27 protein-coding genes are annotated in these 26,453 nt (G+C 58.5%); 17 read left to right on the top strand and 10 right to left on the bottom strand.

Annotation, left to right across the window (positions count from 1 at the left end; all coding sequences use genetic code 11):
• Nucleotides 1-253 precede the first annotated feature (253 nt).
• Nucleotides 254-787, bottom strand: a complete 534-nt coding sequence (gene msrA / locus BLW10_RS11260) for a peptide-methionine (S)-S-oxide reductase MsrA (protein WP_091334758.1) — start codon at nt 785-787, stop codon at nt 254-256.
• A 126-nt stretch (nt 788-913) separates the two neighbouring features.
• On the opposite strand from msrA, the gene hypF reads away from it, so the two are divergent.
• Nucleotides 914-3,304 (top strand): carbamoyltransferase HypF, encoded by a 2,391-nt coding sequence (hypF, locus tag BLW10_RS11255; RefSeq protein WP_091334756.1) that lies wholly within the window; start codon nt 914-916, stop codon nt 3,302-3,304.
• Nucleotide 3,305: 1 nt separating this feature from the next.
• Here the strand turns inward: hypF and BLW10_RS11250 are convergent, their stop codons facing one another.
• Nucleotides 3,306-3,686, bottom strand: a complete 381-nt coding sequence (locus BLW10_RS11250) for a helix-turn-helix domain-containing protein (protein ID WP_091334755.1) — start codon at nt 3,684-3,686, stop codon at nt 3,306-3,308.
• Between the two features lie 160 nt (nt 3,687-3,846).
• Here BLW10_RS11250 and BLW10_RS11245 point away from each other — a divergent pair, with 160 nt between their 5' ends.
• A complete protein-coding gene (locus BLW10_RS11245) occupies nt 3,847-4,266 on the top strand; it encodes a bacteriohemerythrin (protein ID WP_091334753.1) in 420 nt (139 codons plus the stop codon).
• A 143-nt stretch (nt 4,267-4,409) separates the two neighbouring features.
• Here BLW10_RS11245 and sdhA read toward each other — a convergent pair whose 3' ends face one another.
• Together sdhA and BLW10_RS11235 are read right to left on the bottom strand one after the other, a co-directional pair.
• A complete protein-coding gene (gene sdhA, locus BLW10_RS11240) occupies nt 4,410-6,173 on the bottom strand; it encodes a succinate dehydrogenase flavoprotein subunit (protein WP_091334751.1) in 1,764 nt (587 codons plus the stop codon).
• A gap of 205 nt (nt 6,174-6,378) precedes the next feature.
• Nucleotides 6,379-6,579 carry a YgaP family membrane protein gene (locus BLW10_RS11235; RefSeq protein WP_091334749.1) on the bottom strand — a complete coding sequence of 67 codons (201 nt, stop codon included), beginning with the start codon at nt 6,577-6,579 and terminating at the stop codon, nt 6,379-6,381.
• A gap of 77 nt (nt 6,580-6,656) precedes the next feature.
• Between BLW10_RS11235 and BLW10_RS11230 the strand changes: the two genes are divergently transcribed.
• The 6 genes from BLW10_RS11230 to ihfB all read left to right on the top strand — a co-directional run bounded on the left by BLW10_RS11230 (nt 6,657) and on the right by ihfB (nt 13,984).
• Nucleotides 6,657-8,264, top strand: coding sequence for a bifunctional aminoglycoside phosphotransferase/ATP-binding protein (locus tag BLW10_RS11230; RefSeq protein ID WP_245709347.1), 1,608 nt, complete (start codon nt 6,657-6,659; stop codon nt 8,262-8,264).
• 12 nt (nt 8,265-8,276) lie between these two features.
• The gene (locus BLW10_RS11225) at nt 8,277-9,500 is read left to right on the top strand and encodes an EAL and HDOD domain-containing protein (protein ID WP_091334747.1); all 1,224 of its coding nucleotides are present in this window, start codon (nt 8,277-8,279) and stop codon (nt 9,498-9,500) included.
• A gap of 168 nt (nt 9,501-9,668) precedes the next feature.
• Nucleotides 9,669-11,006 (top strand): 3-phosphoshikimate 1-carboxyvinyltransferase, encoded by a 1,338-nt coding sequence (gene aroA, locus BLW10_RS11220; RefSeq protein ID WP_091334745.1) that lies wholly within the window; start codon nt 9,669-9,671, stop codon nt 11,004-11,006.
• A gap of 2 nt (nt 11,007-11,008) precedes the next feature.
• The gene (cmk, locus tag BLW10_RS11215) at nt 11,009-11,689 is read left to right on the top strand and encodes a (d)CMP kinase (protein WP_091334743.1); all 681 of its coding nucleotides are present in this window, start codon (nt 11,009-11,011) and stop codon (nt 11,687-11,689) included.
• A gap of 193 nt (nt 11,690-11,882) precedes the next feature.
• Nucleotides 11,883-13,562 carry a 30S ribosomal protein S1 gene (rpsA, locus tag BLW10_RS11210; RefSeq protein ID WP_091334765.1) on the top strand — a complete coding sequence of 560 codons (1,680 nt, stop codon included), beginning with the start codon at nt 11,883-11,885 and terminating at the stop codon, nt 13,560-13,562.
• Nucleotides 13,563-13,666: 104 nt separating this feature from the next.
• Nucleotides 13,667-13,984 carry an integration host factor subunit beta gene (ihfB, locus tag BLW10_RS11205; RefSeq protein WP_091334741.1) on the top strand — a complete coding sequence of 106 codons (318 nt, stop codon included), beginning with the start codon at nt 13,667-13,669 and terminating at the stop codon, nt 13,982-13,984.
• 122 nt (nt 13,985-14,106) lie between these two features.
• Here the strand turns inward: ihfB and phoR are convergent, their stop codons facing one another.
• Entirely contained in the window at nt 14,107-15,462 is a 1,356-nt protein-coding gene (gene phoR / locus BLW10_RS11200; protein ID WP_245709345.1) for a phosphate regulon sensor histidine kinase PhoR, read from the bottom strand.
• Nucleotides 15,463-15,467: 5 nt separating this feature from the next.
• Complete coding sequence (phoB, locus tag BLW10_RS11195) at nt 15,468-16,154, bottom strand: phosphate regulon transcriptional regulator PhoB (protein WP_091334739.1); 687 nt, start codon at nt 16,152-16,154, stop codon at nt 15,468-15,470.
• 260 nt (nt 16,155-16,414) lie between these two features.
• Between phoB and BLW10_RS11190 the strand changes: the two genes are divergently transcribed.
• The 5 genes from BLW10_RS11190 to BLW10_RS11170 are packed head-to-tail and all read left to right on the top strand — an operon-like array spanning nt 16,415 to nt 18,505.
• Nucleotides 16,415-16,981, top strand: coding sequence for an NUDIX hydrolase (locus tag BLW10_RS11190; protein WP_091334738.1), 567 nt, complete (start codon nt 16,415-16,417; stop codon nt 16,979-16,981).
• Nucleotides 16,982-17,028: 47 nt separating this feature from the next.
• The gene (locus BLW10_RS11185; protein ID WP_143117059.1) at nt 17,029-17,289 is read left to right on the top strand and encodes a hypothetical protein; all 261 of its coding nucleotides are present in this window, start codon (nt 17,029-17,031) and stop codon (nt 17,287-17,289) included.
• A gap of 19 nt (nt 17,290-17,308) precedes the next feature.
• On the top strand, nt 17,309-17,542 hold the full coding sequence (locus BLW10_RS11180; protein WP_091334734.1) for a PIN domain-containing protein: 234 nt from the start codon (nt 17,309-17,311) through the stop codon (nt 17,540-17,542).
• A gap of 25 nt (nt 17,543-17,567) precedes the next feature.
• Nucleotides 17,568-17,834, top strand: coding sequence for a DUF6489 family protein (locus BLW10_RS11175; protein WP_091334732.1), 267 nt, complete (start codon nt 17,568-17,570; stop codon nt 17,832-17,834).
• 20 nt (nt 17,835-17,854) lie between these two features.
• Nucleotides 17,855-18,505, top strand: a complete 651-nt coding sequence (locus BLW10_RS11170) for an Lcl C-terminal domain-containing protein (protein WP_245709342.1) — start codon at nt 17,855-17,857, stop codon at nt 18,503-18,505.
• A gap of 29 nt (nt 18,506-18,534) precedes the next feature.
• Here BLW10_RS11170 and purN read toward each other — a convergent pair whose 3' ends face one another.
• From purN to BLW10_RS11150, 4 genes are all read right to left on the bottom strand, one after another.
• Entirely contained in the window at nt 18,535-19,185 is a 651-nt protein-coding gene (gene purN, locus BLW10_RS11165) for a phosphoribosylglycinamide formyltransferase (RefSeq protein ID WP_091334760.1), read from the bottom strand.
• Nucleotides 19,178-20,251 (bottom strand): phosphoribosylformylglycinamidine cyclo-ligase, encoded by a 1,074-nt coding sequence (gene purM, locus BLW10_RS11160; protein WP_091334730.1) that lies wholly within the window; start codon nt 20,249-20,251, stop codon nt 19,178-19,180. Before purM ends, purN begins: the two co-directional genes overlap by 8 nt.
• 135 nt (nt 20,252-20,386) lie before the next feature.
• A complete protein-coding gene (locus BLW10_RS11155) occupies nt 20,387-21,568 on the bottom strand; it encodes an alkaline phosphatase family protein (RefSeq protein WP_091334729.1) in 1,182 nt (393 codons plus the stop codon).
• Nucleotides 21,565-22,230 (bottom strand): arylesterase, encoded by a 666-nt coding sequence (locus tag BLW10_RS11150; RefSeq protein ID WP_091334727.1) that lies wholly within the window; start codon nt 22,228-22,230, stop codon nt 21,565-21,567. The genes BLW10_RS11155 and BLW10_RS11150 overlap by 4 nt, the downstream gene beginning before the upstream one ends.
• Here BLW10_RS11150 and BLW10_RS11145 point away from each other — a divergent pair.
• The 4 genes from BLW10_RS11145 to BLW10_RS11130 all read left to right on the top strand — a co-directional run.
• On the top strand, nt 22,229-22,918 hold the full coding sequence (locus BLW10_RS11145) for an ABC transporter ATP-binding protein (protein ID WP_091334726.1): 690 nt from the start codon (nt 22,229-22,231) through the stop codon (nt 22,916-22,918). The genes BLW10_RS11150 and BLW10_RS11145 overlap by 2 nt on opposite strands.
• Nucleotides 22,915-25,401, top strand: a complete 2,487-nt coding sequence (locus tag BLW10_RS11140) for an ABC transporter permease (protein ID WP_091334724.1) — start codon at nt 22,915-22,917, stop codon at nt 25,399-25,401. Before BLW10_RS11145 ends, BLW10_RS11140 begins: the two co-directional genes overlap by 4 nt.
• 450 nt (nt 25,402-25,851) lie before the next feature.
• Nucleotides 25,852-26,157, top strand: a complete 306-nt coding sequence (locus BLW10_RS11135) for a class I SAM-dependent methyltransferase (RefSeq protein WP_218139723.1) — start codon at nt 25,852-25,854, stop codon at nt 26,155-26,157.
• A gap of 57 nt (nt 26,158-26,214) precedes the next feature.
• A partial coding sequence (locus BLW10_RS11130) for a transposase (protein WP_143117043.1) occupies nt 26,215-26,453 on the top strand: 239 nt, incomplete at its 3' end.

Genomic DNA, 26,453 nt, shown 5'->3' with positions numbered 1-26,453 from the left:
TGGCGAAATCTTAGCTATAAATTAAGTTTTGCTCAATCTTGGATTGAGCAATTTATTCCCTGGATTCTTATAGAGACTTAAGCAATTAACTATAATAGCTGCATTTTGAGCGATGCTTGATGGCTGTGCGGTTGGTCACGGTACCCGCTCCATCTACGCTTGAGGGTAGCGCCCCAAAAATGCCGCTTCGTTCTTGGCCGCCGCCCAGATTCGTCACATCGCCATCTGGGCGCGAATCTTGTGACGACACTATCTAGGCCAACCGCTCCCTAAAATGATGCCGCAATTTAGCCAGCTTCGGCGCAATCACCGCCTGACAATAGCCTTGATGCGGATAGCGGCGGTAATAATCCTGATGATACCGCTCGGCAGGATAGACAGTCGGTAACGGCGCGACTTGCGTGACAAGCGGCGCCGGCCACAGATGCCCAGCATTCAGTCGCGCAATTATCTGCTCGGCCTGCTCGCGCTGGTCGTCATCGTGATAAAAAATCACCGAGCGATATTGACTGCCCACATCTGCGCCCTGACGGTCGCGGGTGGTCGGATCATGGATGGTAAAAAACACGTCAAGCAGCGTGCGGTAATCAATCCGCTTGGTATCGAACGCAAGTTGCACCACTTCAGCATGACCGGTGGTGCCGGTGCAGACCTGTTGATACGTCGGATTGGCTACCTGTCCGCCGGCATAGCCCGATTGCACTGACTCCACGCCCGCGAGTGCTTGAAAGACTGCTTCTAAACACCAAAAACAGCCGCCGCCAAATGTTGCTTCGCGTATCACCATGATCCACCTCCCCTATTTAGCTAAACACGGTGTCAGACAATTCGTCGTATCAGTGCGCCCACCGGACGCGGATGCTCAAGATGGAGTCGCTCGGCGATTCTGCCAAGATGAGTGTGGTAACTTTCGGTGAATGGTGAACGCCTGCGCGTGCGGGGATTGGTGCAGGGGGTGGGCTTTCGCCCGACAGTCTGGCGGCTGGCGCAGGAGCTGGGGTTGTGCGGTGATGTGCGCAATGATGGCGAGGGTGTGCTGATTCGACTACAGGCGGCAACATCCGAGACACTTGACCAGTTCTGCACGCGCTTACAGGCTGAGTGTCCGCCGCTGGCGCGGATCGACGCCATCGAACGCGCACCGCTCACCGAACCGTTGCACGCCACCAGCTTTACCATCAGCGCCAGCGATCACAGCGCGATTCATACCGGAATCGTCGCCGATGCCGCGACCTGTCCGGCGTGTCTGGCCGAGATCCGCGACCCGCGCAACCGCCGCTATCGCTATGCTTTCACGAATTGCACGCACTGCGGGCCGCGTCTGAGCATTATCAACAGCCTGCCCTATGATCGCGCTGGTACCAGCATGGCCGCGTTTCCGATGTGTGCGCAGTGTCAGGCGGAATACCGCGATCCAGCGGATCGCCGCTTTCATGCCCAGCCGAATGCGTGTCCGGCATGTGGGCCGCAACTCTGGTTAGCGGATGCGAGCGGACAGCGGCTCGATTCGGCGCATTGGGGCGCAGTCGATGCGCTGGCGGCAGCCAGTCAGCGCCTCGCCGCTGGGCAGATTTTGGCGATTAAGGGCATTGGCAGTTTTCATCTGGTTTGCGATGCGGGCAACGCGGCAGCGGTGGCGACCCTGCGCCAGCGTAAACAGCGCGAGGCGAAACCACTGGCGCTGATGGCGCGGGATCTCGACGTGATCCGCCGCTGGGCACATCTCTCGGAGCGTGAAGCAGCCTGTTTGCGCAGTCCGGCGGCACCAATTGTGCTGCTTCAGCGGCGCACTGATGCGGATGCTGAGAGCTTGGCTCCGGCGCTCGCGCCCGGGCAATCTACACTCGGTTTGATGCTGCCCTCTAGTCCGCTGCATCATCTGTTGCTTGCCGACTGGGAACGCCCGTTGGTGATGACCAGCGCCAATCGCAGTAACGAACCGCCGTGTACGGATAATGCGGATGCGCTGCGGCGCTTAACCGGCATCGCCGATCTGTGGCTGCTGCATGATCGGGATATTAGCAATCGCGTCGATGATTCGGTGTGGCGCGATCTCGACGGCGCACCGCGTCCGCTCCGGCGGGCGCGTGGTGATGCGCCCGCGCCGCTGCCGCTGCCATCGGGATTTGCGACCAGTCCGCCGCTGCTGGCGCTCGGCGGTGAACTAAAAAATACCGTCTGCCTACTCCGCGATGGAGCGGCGATCTTGTCTCAACATCTGGGCGATCTCGACGATGCGCCGACCGCTCGTGCGTATCGCGACACGCTCGCCCGCTATGCGCAACTCTTTGAGCATCGCCCGACCATGCTCGCTGTTGACGCTCATCCCGATTATCACAGCTCACAGTTCGGGCGGACGTGGGCTGCTCGCGACGGTCTGCGGTTGATCGAAGTGCAGCATCATCATGCGCATCTGGCCTCGGTGCTTGCCGATAACGACTGGCCGCTCGATGGCGGCGCGGTGCTAGGTGTGATCTTTGATGGCCTCGGTTGGGGCGCAGATGGCACATTCTGGGGCGGCGAATGGCTGCTCGGCGACTATCGCCAAGTCGAGCGCGTCGCCCATCTCCGTCCGGCGGCGCTGCTCGGTGGCGCACAGGCGATCCGCGAACCCTGGCGCAATCTGCTGGCGCGACTGGAGGACGCCGGCGGCTGGGCGCACTGGTGTGACTGTTATTCTGATGTAGCCGTGATCCAGCAGCTTGCCGCGCATCCGCTCACCGCGCCGCTGCGCCAGCTCCTCGCGCACGGACTGAACGCGCCGCTGTCGAGTTCGGCTGGGCGGCTGTTTGATGCGGTGGCCGCTGCACTGGGAATCAGCGCCGAACGGCTGCAATATGAAGGACAGGCGGCGATTGAACTCGAAGCCCTCGCCACGCTCGCTGGCGAGATCAACGCTGCCGACGGCTATCCGCTGGCGCTCGCTCAAGCGGTTGATCCAGTTGTGCTCGATCCGGCACCGCTCTGGGCACCGCTGTTCACGGATTTGCAATGCGGCGCTACCCGCAGCGCAATCGCAGCGCGGTTTCATCGTGGCTTGATTCGGGCAGTGATTCAGACCAGCACCCAGCTTGCAACCCGCTATGCGGTCAAGACAATCGTGCTCTCGGGTGGGGTGTGGCAAAACCGGCTGATGCTCGAAGGCGTCGCGGCTGGGTTACGGCAGGCCGGATGGCAGGTGCTGATGCATCGTCGCGTACCGGCCAATGATGGCGGGCTGGCGCTCGGTCAGGCGTGTGTTGCGGCAGCGGCGGCGGTGTCAGGGGACACCGCCTCAAGGCGAACAGACAGACAGATCGTCTGAGCTATTCTTGCGCCGCAGGTGGGATTAGATCGAGCAGACGTTGCCGCCCGGCCTTATCTAGGGCACGAAAGCCCTCAACCAGCGCCCGCTCCTCGACCGTCAGTGGGCCGCATTCATCCAGCAGCAGCAGCCACGCTGGGGTCACATCCCCAAAGGCAGCGGCTAACTGACAGGCCGCTTCCAGACCCATGCGCCGAATGCCCTGCTCGTAATTGCTAATCCGCGATTTGGAATATTGGTCTTGCGTGCGCTTTGACAGCTCATTGAGCGACCAGCCGCGCCGCATCCGCTCATTACGCAACCGTTGTCCGATGCGTGCTGAGAGTTGAGCAAATTCAGGTTCCACTGTGCGATGACCCCGCTTATGTTGTGTGTTCGACATTCGAGTGTGTCTTCAAGAGTGAAGCACGGCTTACACGTCTGACTATAGCAAATCTAACGCGAATCGCCGGGCAGGTTGGGCTATGATCGAATTGAACCAAGCCAGGCACCTGCATCCTAAGGTGCCGAACTCCTGAGTTTTAATCCAGATTGGGTGTCACATGTTAAGAAACTGGTCAGACGTTTACTCGATTGGCATCGCCGAAATCGACGAGCAACATCGTGGCTTTTTTGCCGCCGCGCATCGCCTCTACGAGGACATCCTCGACCGCGATGGCGTCAATGCCGTCGTCGAAGCCATCACATTCATGCGCGATTATGCCAACCGCCATTTTGAGACCGAAGAAGCATTTATGCGCGAGCATAATTACCCTGGCCTCAAGGATCACCTGCGTCAACATACGGCTTTTTTTCGCCGTCTCGACGAGCTGGAGAATGATCTAATGATCTTCGGCCCCAGCCAGGATCTCGCCGACCGCGCACTCGATATCACCCAGGACTGGCTCATCGATCACATTGCCGATGAGGATATGCTGTATTCACTGCATGTCAAAGCCGGTAACGCTCAAGTGACTACCTGAGCTGTCCGCTGCGACACGAAGCGAGTTCACATCCGTCCGGTGGACAAGCATAGCGCAGTCGGGGCAGATTGTTACAATTGATTGGATTGTTTGCGCACACAGTCCTGTTTTTAGGCCGCGACCGCACACTAAAAGCAGACGATTTAGTACACTCTTTCACGCGGCGGGAAAGATTCAACCGTCAGCGGTTTGGTTCGCACCGGCTTGTAGTCGAGGCGGTCGCCGTCCTGATAATACAGGCTGTGTTTTAACCAAGCGTGATCGTCGCGTTCAGGATAATCGGGTCGCGCATGAGCACCGCGACTCTCCTGACGATGCAGCGCCGACTGCGCAATCGCCATCCCCACTGCGATCAGATTATCGAGCTCCAACGCCTCGATGCGGGCGGTGTTAAAAACCCGCGAATGATCGGTCAAGCGCACGTCGGTCAGCCGCTCGCGGATCGTTTGGAGCCGTTCGATGCCCTCGCGCAGAATCGCCTCGGTGCGAAACACCCCGGCATGATCTTCCATACAGGCGCGAAACTCAGCCCGCAGTGTCTGCACCGTTGGCCCGCTGCCGCGTTGCTCCCAGCGTGTCAACCGCGCCAGCGCCTGTTCGATGCTTGCCGAATGCGCCGGACGCGGATAGGGATGATCGCGGACAAAGGTGCGGATGTCCTGACCGGCCAGCCGCCCGAAGACCAGAATATCGAGCAGGGAATTGCCGCCGAGTCGGTTTGCGCCATGCACCGAGGCGCAGGCGCATTCGCCCGCTGCGTAGAGTCCCAGCACGACCTCTTCTGATCCATGACCGACCGGCATGACCACGCGCCCAAACCGATCTGTCGGGATGCCGCCCATCGCATAATGCGCTGTTGGAAAGACCGGAATCGCGGCCTGCGCTGGATCGACGCCAGCAAAAATGCGGCTTAATTCGCGAATCCCCGGCAAGCGTTTGGCGATCACTTCCGCGCCGAGATGATCGAGCTTTAACAGCACATGATCGCGCTCTGGGCCGCAGCCGCGTCCGGCTTTCACTTCGGTGACAATCGCCCGCGAGACGACATCGCGGCTGGCGAGATCGCGAGCGTGTGGCGCGTACTGCTCCATAAACCGCTCGCCCTGACTGTTGATGAGATAACCGCCTTCGCCGCGTGTGCCCTCTGAGATCAACATGCCCTTGCCGGCGATGCCGGTCGGATGGAATTGAAAAAATTCCATATCCATCAATGGGATCCCCGCTCGCAGTGCCATCGCGCAGCCGTCGCCGGTGTTGATGTGCGCGTTGGAGGTGGTGCGGAATACCTGACCACAGCCGCCGGTCGCCAAGAGCGTTGCTTTCGCTTCAATCAACAGCGGCTCGCCGCTTTCGATTTCTAGCACCAGCGCACCGCAGAGGATGCCTTCGGCGTCGCGCACCAGATCAATCGCAAAAAATTCATCGAAAAAATGGGTGCGGGCGCGGATTGCTTGTTGATAGAGCGTGTGCAAAATCGCGTGTCCGGTGCGATCTGCCGCCGCACAGGTGCGGGTCGCTTGCTCGCCGCCGAAATGCTGGCTCTGACCGCCGAACGGACGTTGATAAATCTTGCCGTTCGCCAGCCGCGAAAACGGCACGCCAGCATGTTCGAGTTCGTAAACCGTCGGGATCGCTTCGCGGCACATGAACTCAATCGCGTCCTGATCGCCGAGATAATCCGAGCCTTTGACGGTATCGAACATGTGCCAATGCCAGGAATCAGGCTGGACGTTGGCCAGCGCCGCATTGACGCCACCTTGCGCGGCGACCGTGTGCGAGCGCGTCGGGAACACTTTGGAGACCACCGCAACGCGCAGATCGGCGCTGGCCAGTTGCAGCGCGGCGTTCAGTCCTGCGCCGCCTGCGCCGATGATGAGGGCGTCAAAATGTCGGGTGGGTAGGGGCATGGGGGGTGTTTAATCGAGGTGTTATTCGCACCAGATCTTGACTGCCTGCTGCGAATTGCGGGTTGATTGGTGGGGAAGCCGATAGCGACGGCGCAATGCGGGGCGAATTTTAGACAGGATTAACCGGATGATTCAGGATAAACAGGATTAAAAAAACTGTAAAAACACCGTGTCATCAATCCGATCAATCCTGTTTCAGGTTTTTTTAAAACGCCGGGCCGCTTTGCTTACCGAGTTTTTTCAGAATCAGCGCCAGCGGACAAAAGCCGGTGAATGCCGACTGAAACAGATTCGCGCCAACAAAGGCGGTGAACCAGAGAAAATACGGGCTGACGAAATGTGCCAGCACCAGCGACAGCACAATAAAAGCACCGGCAACAGCAAAAACAATGCGTTCAATCGACATAAAATTCTCTACACTTAAAGAGGGTGAATGGCGCAAGCTGGATCGCAACAGCTAAATCTTACTGAGTCGAGGCGGCCGTGTTCAACCATATCGGGAACGAAACAACGGAAGCGGACTGGTCGCGGTTGCTTGCCGGACTGCAACAGCCCGCTGCCTATCCACATCCCGCCGCGACCATCGCGCACATCGAGACGCATATCTCGCATGTGCTGCTGGCCGGTGAGTATGCCTATAAATTCAAAAAACCGCTCAATCTTGGCTTTCTCGACTGCTCGACGCTGGAGCGCCGTCAGTTCTGTTGCACCGAAGAATTGCGCTTAAATCGTCGGCTCGCGCCCGAGCTGTATCTCAATGTCATCACCCTCACCGGCACGCTCGATGCCCCGCAGATCGGCGGCGTCGGGCCAGTGCGTGAATATGGCGTCCAGATGCGCCGCTTTCCGCAATCGGCGCTGCTCGACCGCCAGCCGGTGACCGCCGAGCTGATGACGCGGCTGGCCGAGCATGTCGCTGATTTTCAAGCGGAAATCCCCATCGCTACCGCTGCCAGCGGCTTCGGCTCGCCAGCCCGCGTGCTCGAACCGATGCGCGAAAATCTAACTCAGATTCGCGCCTACACCGACCGCCGTGATGAACGGGATCTATTGCAGACAGTGGAAACTTGGATTGATGCCCGCTTTCCCATTTTGCAACGGGTGATCGAACAACGTCGCGTCGAAGGGCATGTGCGCGAAGGGCATGGCGATATGCATCGCGGCAATATCGCGCTGGTTGATGGCCAGATTCAGATTTTCGACGCCATTGACTTCAACCCGAATCTGCGCTGGATCGACACCGCCAGCGAAATCGCCTTTTTAATCATGGATTTAGAGCAAACTGGCGAGCGCAGTGCCGCCCAGCGTTTTCTCAATCGCTATCTGGAACGCAGCGGCGATTATGGCGCACTCGCTGTACTCGATTTCTACAAGGTCTATCGGGCGCTGGTGCGGGCAAAAGTGCTCGCCATTCGTTGGGGTCAGAGCGATCTACCAGCGACTACGGTTCAGCCGTTACGCGCAGAATTTGCACGCTATCTGGCGCTGGCGCAGTCTTATATTCAGCCGCGCCGCCGACAGTTGCTGATTGCCAGCGGTTTGCCCGGCTCAGGGAAAAGTCGGCTCGCAGCGCGTCTGCGCGAAGTCCTGCCGCTGATCCATCTGCGTTCCGACATCGAGCGCAAGCGGCTGTTTGGCTTTGAAGAACTCGCGCAAACCGCCAGCCGTCCTGAGCATGGCATCTATTTTCCGCGTGCAACGGATTGGACGTATGAGCGCCTGCATCGGCTCGCTGACAGCATTTTGGCCAGCGGCTATGACGTGCTAGTTGATGCAACCTTTATTAGCCAAGCACGTCGCCAACGCTTTGCTGATCTGGCCGCCCGCCATCAGGCGCAATTTGCGATTTTAGCCCTTGACGCACCGCTAGCGGTGTTGCGCGAACGGGTCGCACGGCGTTTGGCGCAGGGACGCGATGTGTCCGAGGCCGATCTCACCGTGTTAGAACAGCAATATGCCAGTCGTCAGCCGCTAAACGCGACCGAACGCAAACACGCTTTGATTGTGCATAGTCATCTCGCTACCGACTTTGCTACGCTACTGGAAGCACTGAATGGTATTCTGGAGCGTTCCAGGTGCCCACCTGATTAGCGGTGATGATCGATGTCCGATATCTTTCTCGGCGTGCAACCGATCTTTGATCGGCAACAAAATGTTGTGGCCTATGAACTCTTGTTTCGATGCGCCAGCGGCGGCTTTGAAGGGCAGGGTATTGATGCCGATACCGCCACCTCGCAAGTCATCATCAACGCCTTTGCTGATATCGGCGTCGAGCGACTGGGACAAGATAAGCTACTGTTTTTGAACCTATCCGAAAGCCTGTTGGCCAGTGATGTGATTCAGGCGCTGCCACCGAATCGCGTCGTGCTCGAAGTGCTGGAAACAGTACACGTCACTCCAAAATTGGTCGCTGCCGCCCGTGAATTAGTCAAACAGGGATTTACCCTCGCGCTCGATGATTTCGTCTATACGCCTGATTGGGATCCGCTCTTATTATTAGCTGAGATCGTTAAATTCGACGTACTCGGCGATAATCGGGCGCAAATTCGTACCAAGCTGCATTCCTTGCCTTCGGGCTGTCAACCGCGCTTATTAGCTGAAAAAGTCGAGACCCGCGAGCAATTTCAAGACTGTCTTGATCTTGGCTTTGAGCTATTTCAAGGCTATTACTTAGCACGCCCGCAGGTGCTCACCGGCAAACGCCCACCGGATAGCCGCGTGCATACTCTGCGCTTAATGACACGGCTGCAAGATGAAAACAGCAGTGTCACTGACATCGAGCAAATCATTAGTCAAGATGTCACGCTGAGTTATCGGCTCCTGCGTTTTCTCAGTTCCGCTTCAGTTTCACAGGGACGCACTATCGACACGATAAAACAAGGGATTGTGCTGGTTGGATTGCGGCTCGTGCGCCAATGGGCGGCGCTGCTGATGCTGAGTAATTTAAATGCCAGCGAGCATTCACATTGCTTAACGCGCTCTTTGACGTATGCGCGGTTTTGTCAGCTCATTGGCGAGCGTTATTTTCCCGCCGACAAAGACACGTTATTTACGGTCGGTTTATTTGCCAATCTCGATGAACTTTTGCAAGTTCCTTTAATGGATGCGCTGGAACATCTACCGCTTGATGAGCGCATTAAACAAGCCATTTTGACGCATGAGGGATTATTAGGTCAGGTACTGGCACAGGCCAAGCGATTTGAATACGGCGCTCGCCTATCCGATGTCATTGTACCCGATGTGAAAATTGAAGCATTAGCTGTATGTTTTCTTGAAGCCTTTGCGTGGGCGAATGATCTTCAAGCGCAGATTCAGCATTCGCATTGATTGATTGTTGGTGGCTGACTGCTGGCGCAAATAGGCTCTATTGCCGTTTTTGCTTCCGATTCGCTCCAACTTAATCAAACCAACATTGGTTCACCGCCCAGCGACTTGCTACAATCTCGCTCCCTTCTGCCCATTCATCACCGGCTACGCGAGCCTGGGAGACCTGTCTTGTCCGCGCTCATCGATCATCGCTATCTCATCACCCCCGGCGGCGCGTTGCGTGGCAGCGTGCGCGTGCCGGGCGACAAGTCGATCTCGCATCGTTCGATCATGCTTGCCGCACTGGCCGAAGGGCGCACTCAGGTCAGCGGCTTTCTCGAAGGGGCTGATGCGCTGGCGACGCTGGCGGCATTTCGGGCGATGGGGGTTGCCATTGACGGGCCAGATCGCGGCGAATTATTGATCGAAGGGGTCGGACTGCGCGGGCTGCGTGCGCCGCACACCGTGCTCGATATGGGCAATTCGGGTACGGCGATGCGCTTGCTCGCTGGCCTGTTGGCCGGACAGGGATTTACGGCCACGCTAGTCGGCGATGACTCGCTGACGCGCCGTCCGATGCGCCGTGTCACCGAGCCATTGGCGCTGATGGGCGCACAGATTCTCACCAGCCCGAGCGGTACCGCGCCGCTGACCATTGCGCCAGTTGCGCAGTTGCGCGGCATCGAATACCGCTTGCCGATGGCCAGTGCGCAGGTGAAATCCTGTCTGATGCTGGCTGGACTCTATGCCGAGGGCGAGACCTGCATCATCGAACCTGAGCCGACCCGCGATCACACCGAGCGCATGTTAACCGCGTTCGGCTACTCGGTGCGCCGTCATGGACTGCGCGTTTGTCTCAGCGGCGGCGGACGCCTGACTGCGTGCCGACTGAGTATTCCGGCAGATATTTCCTCAGCGGCATTCTTTCTGGTCGGTGCGAGCATCGCGCCCGGCTCGGATCTGCTGCTCGAAGCGGTCGGCATCAATCCGACCCGGGTCGGCGTGATTAACATTCTACGGGCGATGGGCGCGGATATTGAATTGCTCGACAAGCGCACCGCTGGCGGCGAGCCGGTGGCCGATATTCGCGTGAAATCGGCACGCCTGCGCGGTATTCAGATTCCGGTCGATCAAGTGCCGCTGGCGATTGATGAATTTCCAGCGATTTTCATCGCAGCCGCCTGTGCTGAAGGCGAAACTGTGCTCACCGGCGCGGCAGAACTGCGCGTGAAAGAAAGCGACCGGATTCAGGTCATGGCCGATGGACTGGCGCAACTCGGGATTCAGGCTGACCCGACGCCCGACGGCATTCGCATTCAGGGCGGCACGCTGGGCAGCGCGAGCGGCGAGCAGGCGATTCATGCGCATGGTGATCACCGCATTGCCATGTCGTTTGCGATTGCTGGACTCCGCGCCAGCGGGCCGATTGAGATCCGCGATTGCGCCAATGTTGAGACTTCGTTTCCGGGCTTTCCGCAACTGGCGGCCCGCGCTGGGCTGGGCATCGACGAGCAGCGCCCGCAATGAATATGCCCGCAATCTCGATCTTAACCATCGACGGCCCCTCAGGTACCGGCAAGGGTACGCTGATGCAGCTTTTAGCCGAACAGCTTGGCTGGCACACGCTCGACAGCGGGGCGCTCTATCGCGTGTTGGGATTAGCCGCCACGCGGCAGGGCTTGGAACTCGACGCTGCCGAGGCACTGACCTTGCTGGCTGCCGCGCTACCGCTGGCATTTAACGCCGGACGGGTGCTCTTATCGGATGAAGATGTCAGCGACGCCATTCGCACTGAAGAAGCTGGGATGGCCGCCTCACGAGTCGCGGCGCATCCGTGTGTACGCTCGGCGCTGCTGGACTGGCAGCGGCAGTTTGCGCGTGCTCCGGGGCTAGTCGCCGATGGGCGTGATATGGGCACCGTCGTTTTTCCACATGCTCAACTGAAAATTTTCCTCGATGCCAGCCCCGAAATCCGCGCCGAGCGGCGCTATAAACAGTTGAAGGAAAAGGGGTTGAATGCTAACCTCCCGCAATTGATAGCGGACATCCGCGAACGCGATGCACGCGACCGCTCCCGCCCGGTGGCTCCCTTGTGTCCAGCCGACGATGCGGTCTGTGTGGATTCCACGCAGATGTCCCGTGCTGAAGTGCTCGATTGCGTTCTGGAAGAGGTTAGGCGCGTCTTCCCGCACGCAGTCGCCCGAAGCTAAGCCGACGCGCTCTCCGCGCTGCCCGCCCATATTATTCCGAGCAATCGCGATTATTCTGGGTTTGGTCAGTGGTGAAGCGTGGTCGCATCCCAACAGGGTCGACGTGGAGAACGTCGGCCTTTTCGTTTACTTAAAACACCCCTCGTCCCGGATGGGACGGGTCAGCGCGCCCCTCTCAGGATACTTGGATCTCATGACCGAAAGCTTCGCCGAACTCTTTGAACAGAGCCTGAACACCACCCAGCTCCAGCCGGGTACTATCGTCGTCGGCACCGTCATCGACATCACCGCCGATAACGTCGTTATCAATGCCGGACTGAAGTCCGAAGGCATTATTCCACGCTCGCAGTTCATCAGCCCCGAGGGTGAACTGGAAGTGGCCATCGGCGACGAGGTTGAAGTCGCGCTCGACGCCGTTGAGGACGGTTTTGGCGTCACCCGTCTCTCACGCGAAAAGGCCAAGCGGTTCGCGGCTTGGGATTATCTGGAGAAGGCGTTCGAGAATGCCGAGACCGTCAAGGGTCTGATCAACGGCAAGGTCAAGGGCGGCTTTACGGTCGAACTCGGCTCGGTGCGGGCGTTTTTGCCCGGCTCGTTGGTCGATGTGCGTCCGGTGCGCGATACCACCTATCTCGAAGGCAAAGAGCAAGAGTTCAAGGTCATCAAGCTCGACCGCAAGCGCAACAATGTTGTCGTGTCGCGCCGCGCCGTGGTGGAAGAAGAGTACAGCGCCGAGCGCGATCAACTGCTCAAGAATCTGGAAGAGGGCATGGAAGTCAAGGGTGTGGTCAAAAACCTCACCGATTATGGCGCGTTCCTCGATCTGGGCGGCATCGACGGTCTGTTGCACATCACCGATATGGCATGGCGGCGCGTCAAGCATCCGTCGGAAGTGGTCGAGATCGGCGACGAGATCAACGTCAAGGTGCTCAAGTTCGACCGCGACCGCCAGCGCGTCTCGCTCGGTCTGAAGCAGATGGGCGAAGATCCGTGGGTCAACATTTCGCGCCGCTATCCTGAGAGCACCCGCGTGTTCGGTAAGGTCACGAACATCGCTGATTACGGCTGCTTTGTGGAGATCGAAGAGGGCGTCGAGGGCTTGGTTCACGTCTCCGAAATGGATTGGACGAACAAAAATATCCATCCGTCGAAGGTCGTCAATCTGGGCGATGAAGTCGAAGTCATGGTGCTCGACATCGACGAGGAGCGCCGCCGCATCTCGCTCGGCATCAAGCAGTGCGCGATGAATCCCTGGGAAGAGTTCGCCGTTACCCATAAGAAGGGCGATCACGTTTCCGGCAAGATCAAGTCGATCACCGATTTTGGCATCTTCATCGGTCTGGATGGCGGCATCGACGGTCTGGTGCATCTGTCTGATATTTCGTGGGACGAGGCGGGCGAGAACGCGCTGCGTCGTTACAAGAAGGGCGATGAGCTGGAAACTGTGGTGCTGTCGGTCGATCCCGAGCGCGAGCGCATCTCGCTGGGCGTCAAGCAGCTTGATAAAGATCCGTTCTCCAGTTTCGTCGCGCTGCACGAAAAGGGTAGCGTCGTGACCGGCGTGGTGGCAGAAGTCGATGCTAAGGGCGCGACCATCACGCTTGGCGATGGTGTCGAGGGCTATCTGCGGGCGTCTGAGATTTCGCGTGACCGCATCGAAGATGCCCGCGCCGTGCTCAAGGTCGGCGAAGAGATCGAAGCCAAATTCCTCGGCGTTGACCGCAAAAACCGCACCCTGTCGCTGTCGATGAAAGCGAAGGATGCCGAAGAAGAGCAGAGCGCGATCAAGGGTTATGCGCGTGAAGCCAGCGGCATGGCGACCCTCGGCGATCTGCTGAAGGAACAGATGGAAGAAGCCCAGCGCGGGAATTAAACGCTTTTTGAGCGTCCAGCCGCCAGCGATCAGCTTCCAGCATCTTGAGCTGGTCGCTGGAAGCTGGCGGCTGATAGCCAGTGACTCCAGAACAAGGCGGACTGATGACCAAATCGGAGCTGATCGACAATCTGGCCGCGCAACAGGCGCATCTGGATCTCGCGCACCGCGATGTTGAGGAAGTGGTGCGAACCCTTCTCGAACGCATGAGTGTGGCGCTGGCCGCTGGAGAGCGCATCGAAATTCGTGGTTTTGGGAGCTTTTCGCTGCACTATCGTCCGCCACGTTTGGGACGCAATCCCAAAACCGGCGAATCTGTTGCCCTCGCTGGCAAATATGTCCCGCACTTCAAGCCCGGCAAAGCCTTGCGCAATCGCGTTAACCGCGCTTTTAAAACCCCGCCGCATCCTTCCGCCGATTAAGTCGGTTTCTGGAAATTAAATAGACAGGATTAACAGGATTTTGCAGGATGCACAGGATTTAATTCATTGTTTTTAATCCTGTTAATCTTGAAAAATGCTGTTAATCCTGTCCATTTTTATTCTTATAAAGCCGCAGCAGTTTGCGGTTCTGTTCTCGCCAGCGCCCGTTTAGCGGCAAAGCGGCACACAAACCGCGATCCATGTCCCAATTCACTCGCAATCGTTAGCCGTCCGTCGTGGCGATTGAGCACATGCTTGACAATCGCCAGCCCTAATCCGGTGCCGCCAGATTCTCGCGACCGCGCCCGATCTACACGATAAAACCGCTCCGTCAGGCGCGGCAGATGTTCTGCCGGAATGCCCAGGCCGTCGTCGATGACGCTGAACTCAATGCCCTCAGCACGGCGCTGCCAGAGCAGGCGAATGTCGGTGCCATCCGGTGTATGTTTGACTGCATTGAACACCAGATTCGACAGGGCGCTGCGCAATTCAGGCGGATTGCCGAGAAGCAGCAAATCTTCGTCGATCTGCGCGGTAAATTGGTGGCGACCCTGACTCAAGGCTTGCGCTTCTTGCAGGATCAGATGCAGCTCATCGGGCACATCGACGGCGGTTTGCTCTTCGGCGCTGTCGCGCATTTCGAGCCGCGATAGGGTGAGCAAATCTTCAATAATCGAGCGCATCCGTTCGGTTTGATTGTGCATCAGCGTCAGCGGGCGACGATGCGGCTCCGGTGTGCCTGGTGCATCGAGCAGATTTTCGAGAAAGCCAGCAATTACCGTCAGCGGTGTGCGTAATTCATGCGAGGCGTTGGCGACAAAATCGCGCCGGATCATGTTGAGATGATAGATTTTCGTAATATCGCGCCCGACGACCAGCCGCTGTTTTTTGCGCTCACCAAAGGGCGTGATGCGCAGTGATAGCATGATGGTGCGATTGTGTTCGGGCGCAAGATCGAGTGGGCGCATGTATTCGCCCGCTTCAATAAAAGGCAGAATTTCCGGTTGCGTCAGAATGTCGGTAAACGAGCGCCGATCATCGTCCGGCCAGCGGATATTCATGAGCTTCGCCGCTGCGGGATTGGCCCATTCGATGCGATGCTGTTTATCGAGAATGACCAGCGCATCCGGTACGGCATTCGCTGCTTCACGAAAGCGCCGACTGAAGCGGATTTGTCGCTTGCGGCTTTTGCGTCCGCGTTGCTGATAGCGGGCGATGCCGCGATAGACCTCGCCCCAGAGTCCGAGCGGAAACGGCGGGGCGAGCCGATGTTGACGCCGCATCAGCAGCGCCAGCCGGATCAATAGCCAAGGATGGCGGAGCAGTGGCGGCAGCAGTACCCAGGGCCACAGCCACGCCGGATCTGCGCCCAATGTCACCGCTAACCAGCCTAGCGCCAGCGGCGCGAGCACTAGTGCCAGATCAAACCGCACTGCCCGCCCCAGCTCGCCGCGTCCGGCTGCCATCCAGTCGCGCATCGCGGTCAAGTCTTGTCCGAAAAGCGATAGCCGACGCCGCGCACGGTTTGCAGCAGTCGATCATGGCCGGTCGGCTCTAGCGCCTTGCGTAAGCGGCGCACATGCACATCGACTGTGCGTTCTTCGACGTACACTTGATCGCCCCAGACTTGATCGAGCAGTTGTGAGCGGCTGAAGGCGCGGTCAACATGGGTCATAAAAAAATGCAGGAGTCGATATTCGGTCGGTGCGACCTCAATCGCTCGACCAGCGGCGGTGACGCGATGTCCCAGATTGTCCATCACTAAGCCACCGATTTCGATTTCATCGGTCGCTTCATCCGGCTTGGCGCGGCGCAGGACGGCTTTGACGCGAGCGACCATCTCTCGCGGTGAAAATGGCTTGGCGATGTAATCATCTGCGCCAGTGTCGAGTCCTTTGACGCGATCTTCTTCTTCCCCTCGGGCGCTGACCATGATGATCGGAATGCCTTTGGTTTTGGGGTTTTGTTTAAGCTGTTGCGCCAGCTCTAGCCCCGAGCGTCCGGGTAGCATCCAGTCAAGTAGGATGAGATCTAAGACTTCGCGGCTTAGGAGCTTACGCGCTTCGTCGGCATGACCGGCCTCCAGAACGCGGAACTCGGCGCTTTCGAGCGCAAACCGCATCACCTCGCGGATATCTGGCTCGTCATCGATGACAAGAATGGTCGTCATGAGCGGGGAACCTTGTGTCTTCAGACTAAAATCGCGCAGACGGCCTGCACGATTAAAGATGGGCATTTTATTGACGATCCATGACAGGCGCGTGACTGTCTGGCGGCAGACTGCGCGGCTTGTTTGATGGTGTCCGGCTTTTGGCCGCTGAAAACGCGGAAAAACGCGGAAGGCTTGTCGAATCGCCGCTGGAAGTCTAGTGTAATCAGCTTTCCCGCAGCGGCGACGCGGTGGGCAGTGTGGATTGGAGGTGAAAGGTAATGAGTACAGGCGACATCCGGCAACGTGAACCGATTTATCAGGGTAAGGTGATCGAGGTCGCCGTTGAGACCGTTGAACTCCCTGACGGTCAAGCGGTCGCGTTGGAGATGGTGCATCATCCTGGGGGCGCGGCGGCAGTGGCGCTCGATGAACATGAGCGTGTTTGTCTGCTCCGTCAATATCGCCATGCCGCACGCGGCTGGATTTGGGAGCTACCGGCCGGGCGGCTTGATGCCGGTGAGACGCCATTGGTCACCGCTCGTCGTGAGCTGGCGGAAGAAGCCGGTCTGATAGCAACTGAATGGCTCGATCTCGGTGCGTTGCATAGTTCGCCGGGGATTTTTGATGAGGTGATTTATCTCTGGCTCGGACGCAATCTGAGCGAGCAGCCGACCGCGCATGAGTCGGGCGAGGTGATCGAGATTCATTGGATGCCGTTGCGCCAAGCACTCGACTGGTGTAACGATGGCACGATCACGGATAGTAAAACGCTGGTCGGACTCTATCGCGCCGGCGCTTATCTCAACGCTCAGGCGGAAATGCGCTCAGAGGATCCCGGATGTTGAGTGTTTCACTGGTCAGCGGGTAGCTTCCAGCTAGGGGATTGATGGCGATGCAGGCTTTGAAATTTCAAACCACTATCGACAGTCGGCGACGGCTGGAATTGGATCTGCCACGCGAGATTCCCGAAGGGCAGGCGGAAGTGATTGTGTTAGTCCCTGATTCATCGAACAAGCCAATTGAGCCGCAGTCGGACTCGCTGCGGGCGCTATTTGTGCGCCTAGATGCACAACCAGTGCAACATCTTGCTACCCGAGAACAAGTCGATGCGTGGCTGGCTGAAGAGCGAGCCAGTTGGAACAACACGCTATGAAGCGACTATATTGGGATAGCTGCATCGTCATTTATCGTGTTCAAGGTATCGCGCCCTGGAGTTAAACCGATATGTGTTTGAACACGCAACTGAATTGCGTGCGCAACATCGGCTGGCAACGCCGGATGCGTTGCATCTTGCAGCCGCTATTGATGCGGGTTGCGAGGAATTTTGGACGAATGATCGGCGTCTTGAACACGCAGCGGCTGGACTTTTAGCTGTGGTTACGTTCACAGATAACGCACGATCCTAAACTTTTCGGTTACCGGAGCGGTTTTATGAAAGTCACAGTCGATGTCGATATCACCCCTGAAGAAATGCGCAAGCTCTTCGGTCTGCCCGATGTGGAAGCCTTTCAGCGGCAACTGATGGACGACATCCGCGAGCGGATGCACGCCGGTGCCGAGGGCTACGATCCGCTCAAGCTGTTTCAGCCGTATATGGCCGGAACCCTAGCTTCGTGGGATTTCTTCCAGAAATTGCTAACCAATCTGCCGGCAACTAAAACGGACGCAGATACCCCCCCGGCTGGGCGCACCCGCTGAATGCCGATCTTGGTAAACGCATGATGCAACGGCGGTTTTTGGGGCTAATACGACACCGAGCACGCAGCGGCGGCTGGTTCAGTCTGCTGCCGCTGCTGCTGGTCAGCAGTCTGAGTCTGGCGCAGGAATGCGTAGACTGGGGCGCAGCGGGGATGCCCGATCCGCGCTATATCATCTGGCAAAATGGCACCGTCTACGATCAGCAGACACGGCTGATGTGGAAGCAATGCGTAGAAGGTACCGAAGGCGATGGCTGTGCGCTCGGTCAACCGGCAACACTGCGTCTCAGCTCGCTCAAGCGGTCGCAAGAGGCGTGGACATTCGCCGGTTTTGCCGATTGGCGCGTGCCGAGTCGAGAAGAATTGCGCTCGCTGCTTCAGCGGCGCTGTTATGGCGTTGGCATCGACAGCGTGAGCTTTCCGCGCACCCCAGCGGCCCGTTTTTGGACTGCCGATCCGGTGAGCTATTACCGCGACAGTGCTTGGATACTCGATTTTGCCACAGGACATCAGGGCTATGGCAATCGCTATGATGCGCTCTATGTACGACTGGTGCGCGATGCGCACGCTTGTTCACCAGCGCGACCGGCGACCTGTTTGCCTAGTCCTGAGCGCCAGTTTGAACGCCATGACCGCACGGAGCGTTCCTCGGCGTTGCTGCCGGATAAATAGGCGTTCAGTTTTTAGCCTCCAGCTATCAGCTAGGCAAGCTGATGCGGCGCAGTCAGCGCGACGCCATCAAGATACGCGCAGCCATCATCACCGAGCTGCAAGCGCCCCTCAGCAAACCAGCGCACCACAGCCGGATAAATAACATGCTCGCGCTGGAGCACCCGCGCCGCTAAGGTCGCCGCGTCGTCGTCGGCAAGCACCGGCACCCGCGCTTGCAGAATCACCGGGCCGCCGTCAAGTTCTGCCGTGACAAAATGCACGCTCGCGCCGTGTTCATGCTCACCTGCATCCAGCGCCCGTTGATGCGTGTGCAGTCCTTGATATTTGGGCAACAGTGACGGATGAATATTAAGCAGCCGCCCCAGATAGCGGGCGACAAATTCCGGCGTCAAGATGCGCATGAACCCAGCTAACACCACTAACTGTGGCGCATAGCTGTCGATGAGCGCCGCAAGCGCCTGATCGAAGCTGGCGCGGTCGGGATAATCGCGGTGATTGAGTACGGCGGTCGGGATGCCGTGACGCCGCGCCCGCTCTAAGCCAAAAGCATCAGGTTCATTGCTGATGACGGCGCACAGCGCAAAGGGTGCGCCCGCTGTTTGGGCGTCAATCAACGCCTGAAGATTGCTGCCGCTGCCGGAAATCAGCGCGACAACAGTAAGCGGTACCTGTTCACTCACCCGCCGCACCACCGCTATACACCACGCTCGGCGCACCACTGCTCGGCTCGATGGTGCCGATGATCCATGCCGTTTCGCCCTGCGCTCGGAGCTGTGCGAGTGCAGCTTCAACTGCATCTGCGGCCACGCACACCACCATCCCAACACCACAGTTGAAGGTGCGGCGCATCTCAGCATCGGCGATGCCGCCCTGTGTTTGCAGCCACGCGAACACGTCCGGTTGTGTCCAAGAATCAAGCTCAATCCGCGCCTGCGTGCCGTGCGGGAGAACACGCGGCAGATTCTCGGTCAGTCCGCCGCCAGTGATGTGCGCCAGCGCATGAACTCGGATCGTGCGAATGAGCGCCAAAATTGTGCGCACATATAAGCGCGTCGGGGCCAGCAGGGCTGCGCCGAGTGTTGTCTCGCCGAGCGGTTGGCTGAGATTCGCGCCACTGGTTTCGATGACTTTGCGGATCAAGGAATAGCCGTTGGAATGCGGCCCAGAAGAAGCCAGCGCAATCAGCCGATCCCCAATCTGCACCCGTTCGGGCTGGATGATCGCGTCTTTTTCGACAATCCCGACGCAAAAACCGGCCAGATCATAGTCACCGGCATCATAAAGTCCGGGCATCTCCGCCGTTTCGCCGCCGGTCAGCGCACAACCGGCCAGCTCGCAACCGCGTGCGATACCGCTGATAACCGATGCAGCAACCTCGACATCGAGGCGACCGGTCGCGTAATAATCGAGAAAAAACAGCGGCTCGGCCCCGCTGACGAGGATGTCATTGGCGCACATCGCCACCAAATCAATGCCGATGGTGTCATGCTGCCCCAGATCAATCGCCAGCTTGAGCTTGGTGCCCACGCCATCCGTCCCCGAGACCAGCACCGGCTGTCGAAACCGCTCCAGCGGCAGTTCAAACAGCGCACCGAATCCACCCAAGCCATCGAGCACACCCGGGCGGCGGGTCGCGGCAGCCAGCGGTTTGATCCGCTCCACGAGCCGAGCGCCCGCGTCGATATCGACCCCAGCGGCACGGTAGCTCAGGGCAGGAGATGAAGAAGTGGATGAATCCTGCGGCACGCGATGGCTCCGAATCTAAACAATCTGAAGCGCGATAGTATATCGCCCAAGCCGCCTAAGCCGTTAGTATCGGCTAGAAGCCAAAAGCTGGCCGCTGACGGCTGATAGCTGGTGGTTAATAGCTGAAAGCTGCTCTCAAACCCCAAACCAACACAGCGGCACCCGCATTTCCGCCTCACTCAGCCCACCATGCACGCCAATCTGCACATGCGGCGTTTCACTCGGCAGCATCTGGCGCAGAATATGCCGCGCTCGCGGTAGCAGACAGTAATCGCCAACCCGATCACGGATGCGCGGATGCGCTGGCCCCGGCCCCAGCCAGCCGGCGTCAATCACCGCTTGACTGGGCATCAGTTCCACAACCTCAGCCAGTTCACTGGCGCAATAGGCTTCAAAACATCGCGCCCGATCCGCCCGCACCGTCGCCCAGGCCGCACGCGGTTCGCCACACAGCGGCAGCGTTAAGCAATCGACAAACTCAGGATGTTGTGCGAGGTCGATCACATCTTCGGGCTGGATGTCGAGTTGTCCATGATCGGCGCAGACCAACAGCACCGTATCCGTTCCGGCAGCGGCGCTGAGAAAGGCGTCGAGCGCCGTTTCGATTTCGGCAAGATGAGTACGAGCGGCGGCACTGTTCATGCCGTGTTCATGGCCGATGCGATCCAGTTCTGGCCAGTAAACATAAACATAACGTCGCTCGGCGGCGGTTGTAGCCCGTCCCCAGTGACGACGCGGACGAATTGCACGTAACGTCTGCTGAAACAGCTCGGCGAGTGACTCAAACGGCCGCACCGTGCTACTGCCCTGATGAGCGCGGTTGAAATCGGAATAGGCGATAAAACGCGGCACAACGCTCTCACTCGGCGTGCCGATGCGGTCAAACAGCGGACGCTTGCCGAATAACTGACGCGGATCAATCCCCGCTGCCCGATAGGACACGCCCCCATAACGCGGTCGTCCGGGGAGCACGGTGAGCACCGCGCCGAGTTCACCAAAATAGGTAAACCAGCCGGTCAACCCATGTTGCAGCGGCGCAAGTCCGGTGAGATAAGTCGGGATCGCTGAAGCGGTCGTCGAGGGAAATACGGTGCTGATTGTGCCCCAGCGGGCGCGACTCAGCAGACCAGTGGGCGCGTGTGCGGCGAGCCAATCGGCTCCCAATCCGTCGATGACCAGCAGCACCAGATTGGTCGCCTGCGTTAGTTCATCGAGCGCCAGCCCAGCCAGCGGCGGATGCTCGCTCTGTCCGCCGCGTGCCTGAATCACGCTGCTCATGAGATTCAGGAGGCCGCTGCTGGTGTAGTTGGGATTCATTGATGACCATGCCCACGCAACAACGGCCCCAAAATTGGCCACACATTGTCCAACAAACGCACTTGCGCCGCTGCCGTCGGGTGCAGCCCATCGGCCTGCATCAGGCTCCAATCCTCATCAACACCCTGCAACAGATTCGGCACCAGCGGCACGGCGAGTGCTTGTGCCACCTCACCAAACACAGCTTGAAAGCCCGCCAGATAGGACGCACCATAGTTCGGCGGCAAACGCACGCCAACTAATAGCACCTGTGCGCCTGCGGCCTGTCCGCTGTTGACCAACTGCGTCAGGCGCTCGCGCAGATCAGCGACCGCCCAGCCGCGCAGACCATCATTGGCCCCGAGTTCAATCAAGAGCACAGCCGGATGATGACGGGCCAGCAACGCCGGCAGGCGCGTCACGCCGCCAGCGGTTGTCTCGCCGGAAATACTCGCGTTGACCACCTGATGCGGCAGGCCAGCGCCAGCGATCCGCTCGGCAAGCAACGTCACCCAACCGTGTTGGGTATCAAAGCCATAATTGGCGCTCAAACTGTCGCCAAGTACCAGCACGACCGGCGCGGCAGGTGTCATCTCAGGTGTCACCGCATCGGCCAGCGTCGCACTCAGCGGCCAGTGCCACAGCGCCAACACTGTAATCAGCATCAGGAGTCGATTGTTCATGTCGGATCAAGCGGCGACGGCCGTCTCGCGTGCAAGTGGATTGAGCAAGCATGTTACCGGCCCAGCCGGTCGCTTGACCATCCTCGCCGGTCTGGAACTGGCGATCCATGCTGGGGAGGCGGTCGCGATTCTCGGCGCATCCGGCTCGGGTAAATCAACGCTGCTCGGACTCTTAGCCGGGCTAGATGATCCGAGCGCCGGTGAAGTCTGGTTATGTGGGCAGCGCGTCGATCAACTCGACGAAGATGGCCGGGCGGCATTGCGAGCCGGACGGGTCGGCTTTGTGTTCCAGAATTTTCAACTCTTGCCGACGCTCACCGCTCGTGAAAATGTGCTGTTGCCGCTGGAATTAACCGGCACGCCCGATGCCGACCGCCGTGCGGATGCGGCGCTGGAGCGCGTGGGTCTGAGCACACGCATGGGCCATTATCCGCGCCAGCTTTCCGGCGGCGAACAGCAACGCGTGGCCATTGCGCGGGCTTATGCGCCACATCCTGCCGTGCTCTTTGCCGATGAGCCGACCGGCAATCTCGATCAAACCACCGGCGAACACATCATTGATCTGTTGCTCGAACAGCGCCACAGCAGCGGCGCAGCGCTGGTGCTGGTGACGCACGATCCGCGTTTAGCGGAACGCTGTGATCGGCGGTTGCAGATGCGTGATGGGCGTCTGGAGCCATTGCAATGACTACTTGGCGTTTAACATTGCGGCTGTTACGCCGCGATTGGCGCAGTGGTGAGCTGTCGGTTTTGGCGGCGGCGCTGGTGCTCACGGTCGCGGCGATCACAGCGGTTGGCTTTTTTACCGACCGCGTCGAGGCGACGCTGCACCGTCAGGGCAGCGAACTGATTGCGGCCGATTTGGTGCTCGAATCGGCGCGACCGCTTGCTGAAACCTTTGCTGCTCGCGCCCAAGCACAGGGCTTGCGCATCGCGCAAACGCTCGAATTTCGCAGCGTGGTACAAGGCGAGCGTCCGCAATTGGTGCTGATGAAAGCAGTCGATGCGGCTTATCCGTTGCGTGGTCAGTTGCGCATCCGGTCGGCGCTGGATGCATCCGATCAGGCGGTTGCTGCGGGGCCGCCAGTCGGTGAAGTCTGGGTCGAATCGCGCTTATTGCGGCTGCTCAATATCCGCATCGGCGAGAGCCTGAACATCGGCGCGACCCGTCTGCGCATCGGGGCGATTCTGAGCGCCGAGCCAGATCAGAGCCGCGCTTTTTTCAATATCGCGCCGCGTGTGCTGATGAACCGCGCCGATCTCGACGCCACCGGCTTGATTGGGCCAGTGAGTCGCGTCACCCAGCGGCTGTTGATCGCCGGCGCAGTGTCCGAAATCGACACCTATCGCGCTTGGGCCAGCACCCAGTTAAACGCCGCGCTCACGCTCACGGCGGCCCGCGATGCGCGACCGGAATTTAGCGCCGCGCTCGAACGCGCCTCGCGCTTTTTGCATCTGGCGACGCTGGTGACGCTGCTGGTTGCGGGCGCGGCGATTGCGCTTGCCAGTCAACGGCTAGTCGAGCGGCAGACTGATACCGTAGCCGTGATGCGCTGTCTCGGTGCGCCGCGTCATCTGGTGCTGCGGGTGTTGATCGGGCGGCTAGTGCTGTTCGGGCTGGCGGCGAGTCTGCTCGGCTGTCTAGTCGGTTGGCTGGGTCAAGCGGGATTATTCGCGGCATTAGATGACTGGATCGGCGTTGAGCTACCGCCGGCCTCGCCCGCGCCGCTGTTGGTCGGCTTGGCGACGGGGTTGATTGCGCTGCTCGGCTTTGCGGTGCCGCCATTGCTACAACTGGCGCAGGTCACGCCACTGCGGGCACTGCGGCGCGATCTCGGCACGCCGCGTCTTTCAGCAGCATTGACGCTGAGTGCAGCGGGCGCGGCGCTGGCGCTGTTGATTCTGTGGCAAGCGCATGATCTGGAACTTGGGCTAAAGCTCTTGGGCGGCGTGCTGGCAACGCTGCTGGCGCTGATTGGCAGCGTGCTGCTGCTGGTGCAATTCGCTGGACGCCTGACCGGACGGGTGCGCGGCGTGTGGCGATTAGGATTAGCCGCATTGACGCGCCGTTCAGCGACGGCGGTGTTGCAAATTAGCGGCTTTGGCATCGGCATTTTGGCGCTGTTGCTGCTGGCGGTGGTGCGCGTCGATTTGCTTGAAGCGTGGCGCGAGACCGTGCCCGAGGGTGCGCCGAATTATTTTCTCACTACTATTCAACCGGCAGATGTCGCGCCATTGCAGGCGTTTCTCAGTGAAGCGGGCATCGCCGCGCCGCTTTTGTATCCGATGATTACGGCGCGTCTGACGCAGATCGGCGACCGCGCTGTCGAGCCGTCGGCCTATCCCAATCCGCGTGCGGCGCGACTGGCCAGCCGCGAATTTAATCTTAGCTATGGCGCAGAGCCGCAGGCGGATAATCGCATTGTCGCCGGGACGTGGTGGTCTGAAGGTGCTGAAGCTGCGCCGCAATTTTCGGTTGAGCGCGGCATTGCCGAAACGCTCGGAATGCAGCTCGGCGAGACCCTGACCTTCTCGGTTGCCGGGCGCACGGTGACTGGGCCGATCACCAGTTTGCGCGAGGTGCGCTGGGATAGTTTTAACGTCAACTTTTTCGTCGTCGCCTCGCCCGCGCTGCTGCAACAGGAGGCGGCGAGCTATATCACGAGCCTGTATCTGCCAGCGGCCCGCGAAGGGGTGATCGCGGAACTCAACCGGCGTTTTCCGAGTGTGGCGACGCTGGATGTTGAGGCGCTGATCGATCAAGTTCGCGCTGTGATCGAACGCGGAGTGATGGCGGTGGAATATGTGTTTCTGTTTACGCTGGCCGCTGGGCTGTTGGTGATGTACGCCGGATTGCAAGCGAGTTTGGAGCAGCGGCGGCGTGAGCATGGCATTTTGCGCACGCTGGGCGCGGGACGGCGCACGCTGTTGACCAGTCTGGCGGTGGAGTTTACGGCGGTCGGGGTGCTGGCGGGGCTGTTGGCGTCGGTGTTTGCCGAAGCGACCGGCTGGCTATTAGCCACGCAGTTATTTGAGCTGGACTTTCAGCTCAATCCCGCGCTGTGGTTGATTGGAGTGCTGGGATCCGGTGTTGTCATTGGCTTGGCCGGAACAGTGGCGACCTATCCGCTATTGATTCATCCGCCGTTGCGCGAATTGCGGGGTGGGTGAGTGCTGGTCACGAAGTTTTAGCGTTGTGACCGTTTATGCCTATAGTTGTGACGACGCTGGAGCTTCTTCACAAGAAAAGGTGGCGGCTGATCGCTGGCAAGTAGGATGGGCAAAGTAGTCATGCGATGATGCTGTTTTTTAGATGCAAATGTTGGGTTGCCTGTCCGCTAATGTTGGTGGTTTAAGCGTGGATAAAATGAACAAGCAACCCAACCTACGCTGTTGATCGAGTAAACGAGGCTTTTGCTTGGAAACCGAAACGCTGTCTAAAATCGGAGTCACGCCAGAGGCTTGAACGTAAATCATTGATAAAGCGAAGCTAAAAGAAAAGTTGACAGCGTTCGGTTAGAGTGATAAAAATTTTATACCTTGCATTTGATGTGTAATCAAGCAGAATTTGACCTCATTTTTGAGGTCGAAATATAGTTCGGCAGAAGGAGAAAGATGACGATGACAAGAAATCAGCAAGAACACGACGCAGAAATTGTTGAGCAATTTACCAAGCAGGCAATTCCCTTCACCGAGTTGCCCGGACACTTGGATTCAATCCAAATGCTTATTGAGATGAGCAAGGTTGCCGGCGATGACCTTGTCCTTGATGTAGCATGTGGGCCTGGGCTGGTCGCTTGCGAATTTGCCAAGGTGGCTCAAAATGTTACGGGGATTGATCTCACCGAAAAGATGATCGAGCAAGCCAAGAATCGTCAAAAAGAGCTTAGAGACTGTCTAAAAACTAAACTATTGATTTTGAAGTAGATTTTTTCGAGAATATGGCAAATTTTGCGAGTTAATTAACCCACTCATATCGTGAATATGACTTCAGAAAAAAACTCTTCGCCAAAATATCCAAGCGATATCTCCGATGAAGAATGGGAGATTGTCGAAAAAATTTTCGAAGAACTTGAGCCTTATACAACAGGCCGCCCAAGATCAAGTGATCTACGCGAAATCTTGAACGCTATCTTTTATTTAAACAAAACAGGTTGTCCGTGGCGTTATCTCCCAAATGATTTTCCATCTTACAAACTGGTTAACTATTACTACAATAAGTG

It is taken from the genome of Allochromatium warmingii (assembly GCF_900107145.1).
Taxonomy (GTDB): Bacteria; Pseudomonadota; Gammaproteobacteria; order Chromatiales; family Chromatiaceae; genus Thermochromatium; species Thermochromatium warmingii.
This window is presented reverse-complemented; position numbering and strand designations above follow the sequence as displayed.

Excerpts from the sequence above, each read along its gene's own strand:
- cmk (WP_091334743.1), top strand. The coding sequence starts at position 11,009 with ATGCCCGCAATCTCGATCTTAACCATCGACGGCCCCTCAGGTACCGGC.
- BLW10_RS11170 (WP_245709342.1), top strand. The coding sequence starts at position 17,855 with ATGATGCAACGGCGGTTTTTGGGGCTAATACGACACCGAGCACGCAGC.
- BLW10_RS11235 (WP_091334749.1), bottom strand. The coding sequence starts at position 6,579 with ATGTCGATTGAACGCATTGTTTTTGCTGTTGCCGGTGCTTTTATTGTG.
- BLW10_RS11135 (WP_218139723.1), top strand. The coding sequence starts at position 25,852 with ATGACAAGAAATCAGCAAGAACACGACGCAGAAATTGTTGAGCAATTT.
- ihfB (WP_091334741.1), top strand. The coding sequence starts at position 13,667 with ATGACCAAATCGGAGCTGATCGACAATCTGGCCGCGCAACAGGCGCAT.
- phoR (WP_245709345.1), bottom strand. The coding sequence starts at position 15,462 with ATGCGCGACTGGATGGCAGCCGGACGCGGCGAGCTGGGGCGGGCAGTG.
- BLW10_RS11225 (WP_091334747.1), top strand. The coding sequence starts at position 8,277 with ATGTCCGATATCTTTCTCGGCGTGCAACCGATCTTTGATCGGCAACAA.
- BLW10_RS11150 (WP_091334727.1), bottom strand. The coding sequence starts at position 22,230 with ATGAACAATCGACTCCTGATGCTGATTACAGTGTTGGCGCTGTGGCAC.
- BLW10_RS11190 (WP_091334738.1), top strand. The coding sequence starts at position 16,415 with ATGAGTACAGGCGACATCCGGCAACGTGAACCGATTTATCAGGGTAAG.
- BLW10_RS11155 (WP_091334729.1), bottom strand. The coding sequence starts at position 21,568 with ATGAATCCCAACTACACCAGCAGCGGCCTCCTGAATCTCATGAGCAGC.
- BLW10_RS11185 (WP_143117059.1), top strand. The coding sequence starts at position 17,029 with ATGCAGGCTTTGAAATTTCAAACCACTATCGACAGTCGGCGACGGCTG.
- rpsA (WP_091334765.1), top strand. The coding sequence starts at position 11,883 with ATGACCGAAAGCTTCGCCGAACTCTTTGAACAGAGCCTGAACACCACC.
- BLW10_RS11145 (WP_091334726.1), top strand. The coding sequence starts at position 22,229 with ATGTCGGATCAAGCGGCGACGGCCGTCTCGCGTGCAAGTGGATTGAGC.
- BLW10_RS11250 (WP_091334755.1), bottom strand. The coding sequence starts at position 3,686 with ATGTCGAACACACAACATAAGCGGGGTCATCGCACAGTGGAACCTGAA.
- BLW10_RS11140 (WP_091334724.1), top strand. The coding sequence starts at position 22,915 with ATGACTACTTGGCGTTTAACATTGCGGCTGTTACGCCGCGATTGGCGC.
- phoB (WP_091334739.1), bottom strand. The coding sequence starts at position 16,154 with ATGACGACCATTCTTGTCATCGATGACGAGCCAGATATCCGCGAGGTG.
- BLW10_RS11175 (WP_091334732.1), top strand. The coding sequence starts at position 17,568 with ATGAAAGTCACAGTCGATGTCGATATCACCCCTGAAGAAATGCGCAAG.
- sdhA (WP_091334751.1), bottom strand. The coding sequence starts at position 6,173 with ATGCCCCTACCCACCCGACATTTTGACGCCCTCATCATCGGCGCAGGC.
- msrA (WP_091334758.1), bottom strand. The coding sequence starts at position 787 with ATGGTGATACGCGAAGCAACATTTGGCGGCGGCTGTTTTTGGTGTTTA.
- BLW10_RS11245 (WP_091334753.1), top strand. The coding sequence starts at position 3,847 with ATGTTAAGAAACTGGTCAGACGTTTACTCGATTGGCATCGCCGAAATC.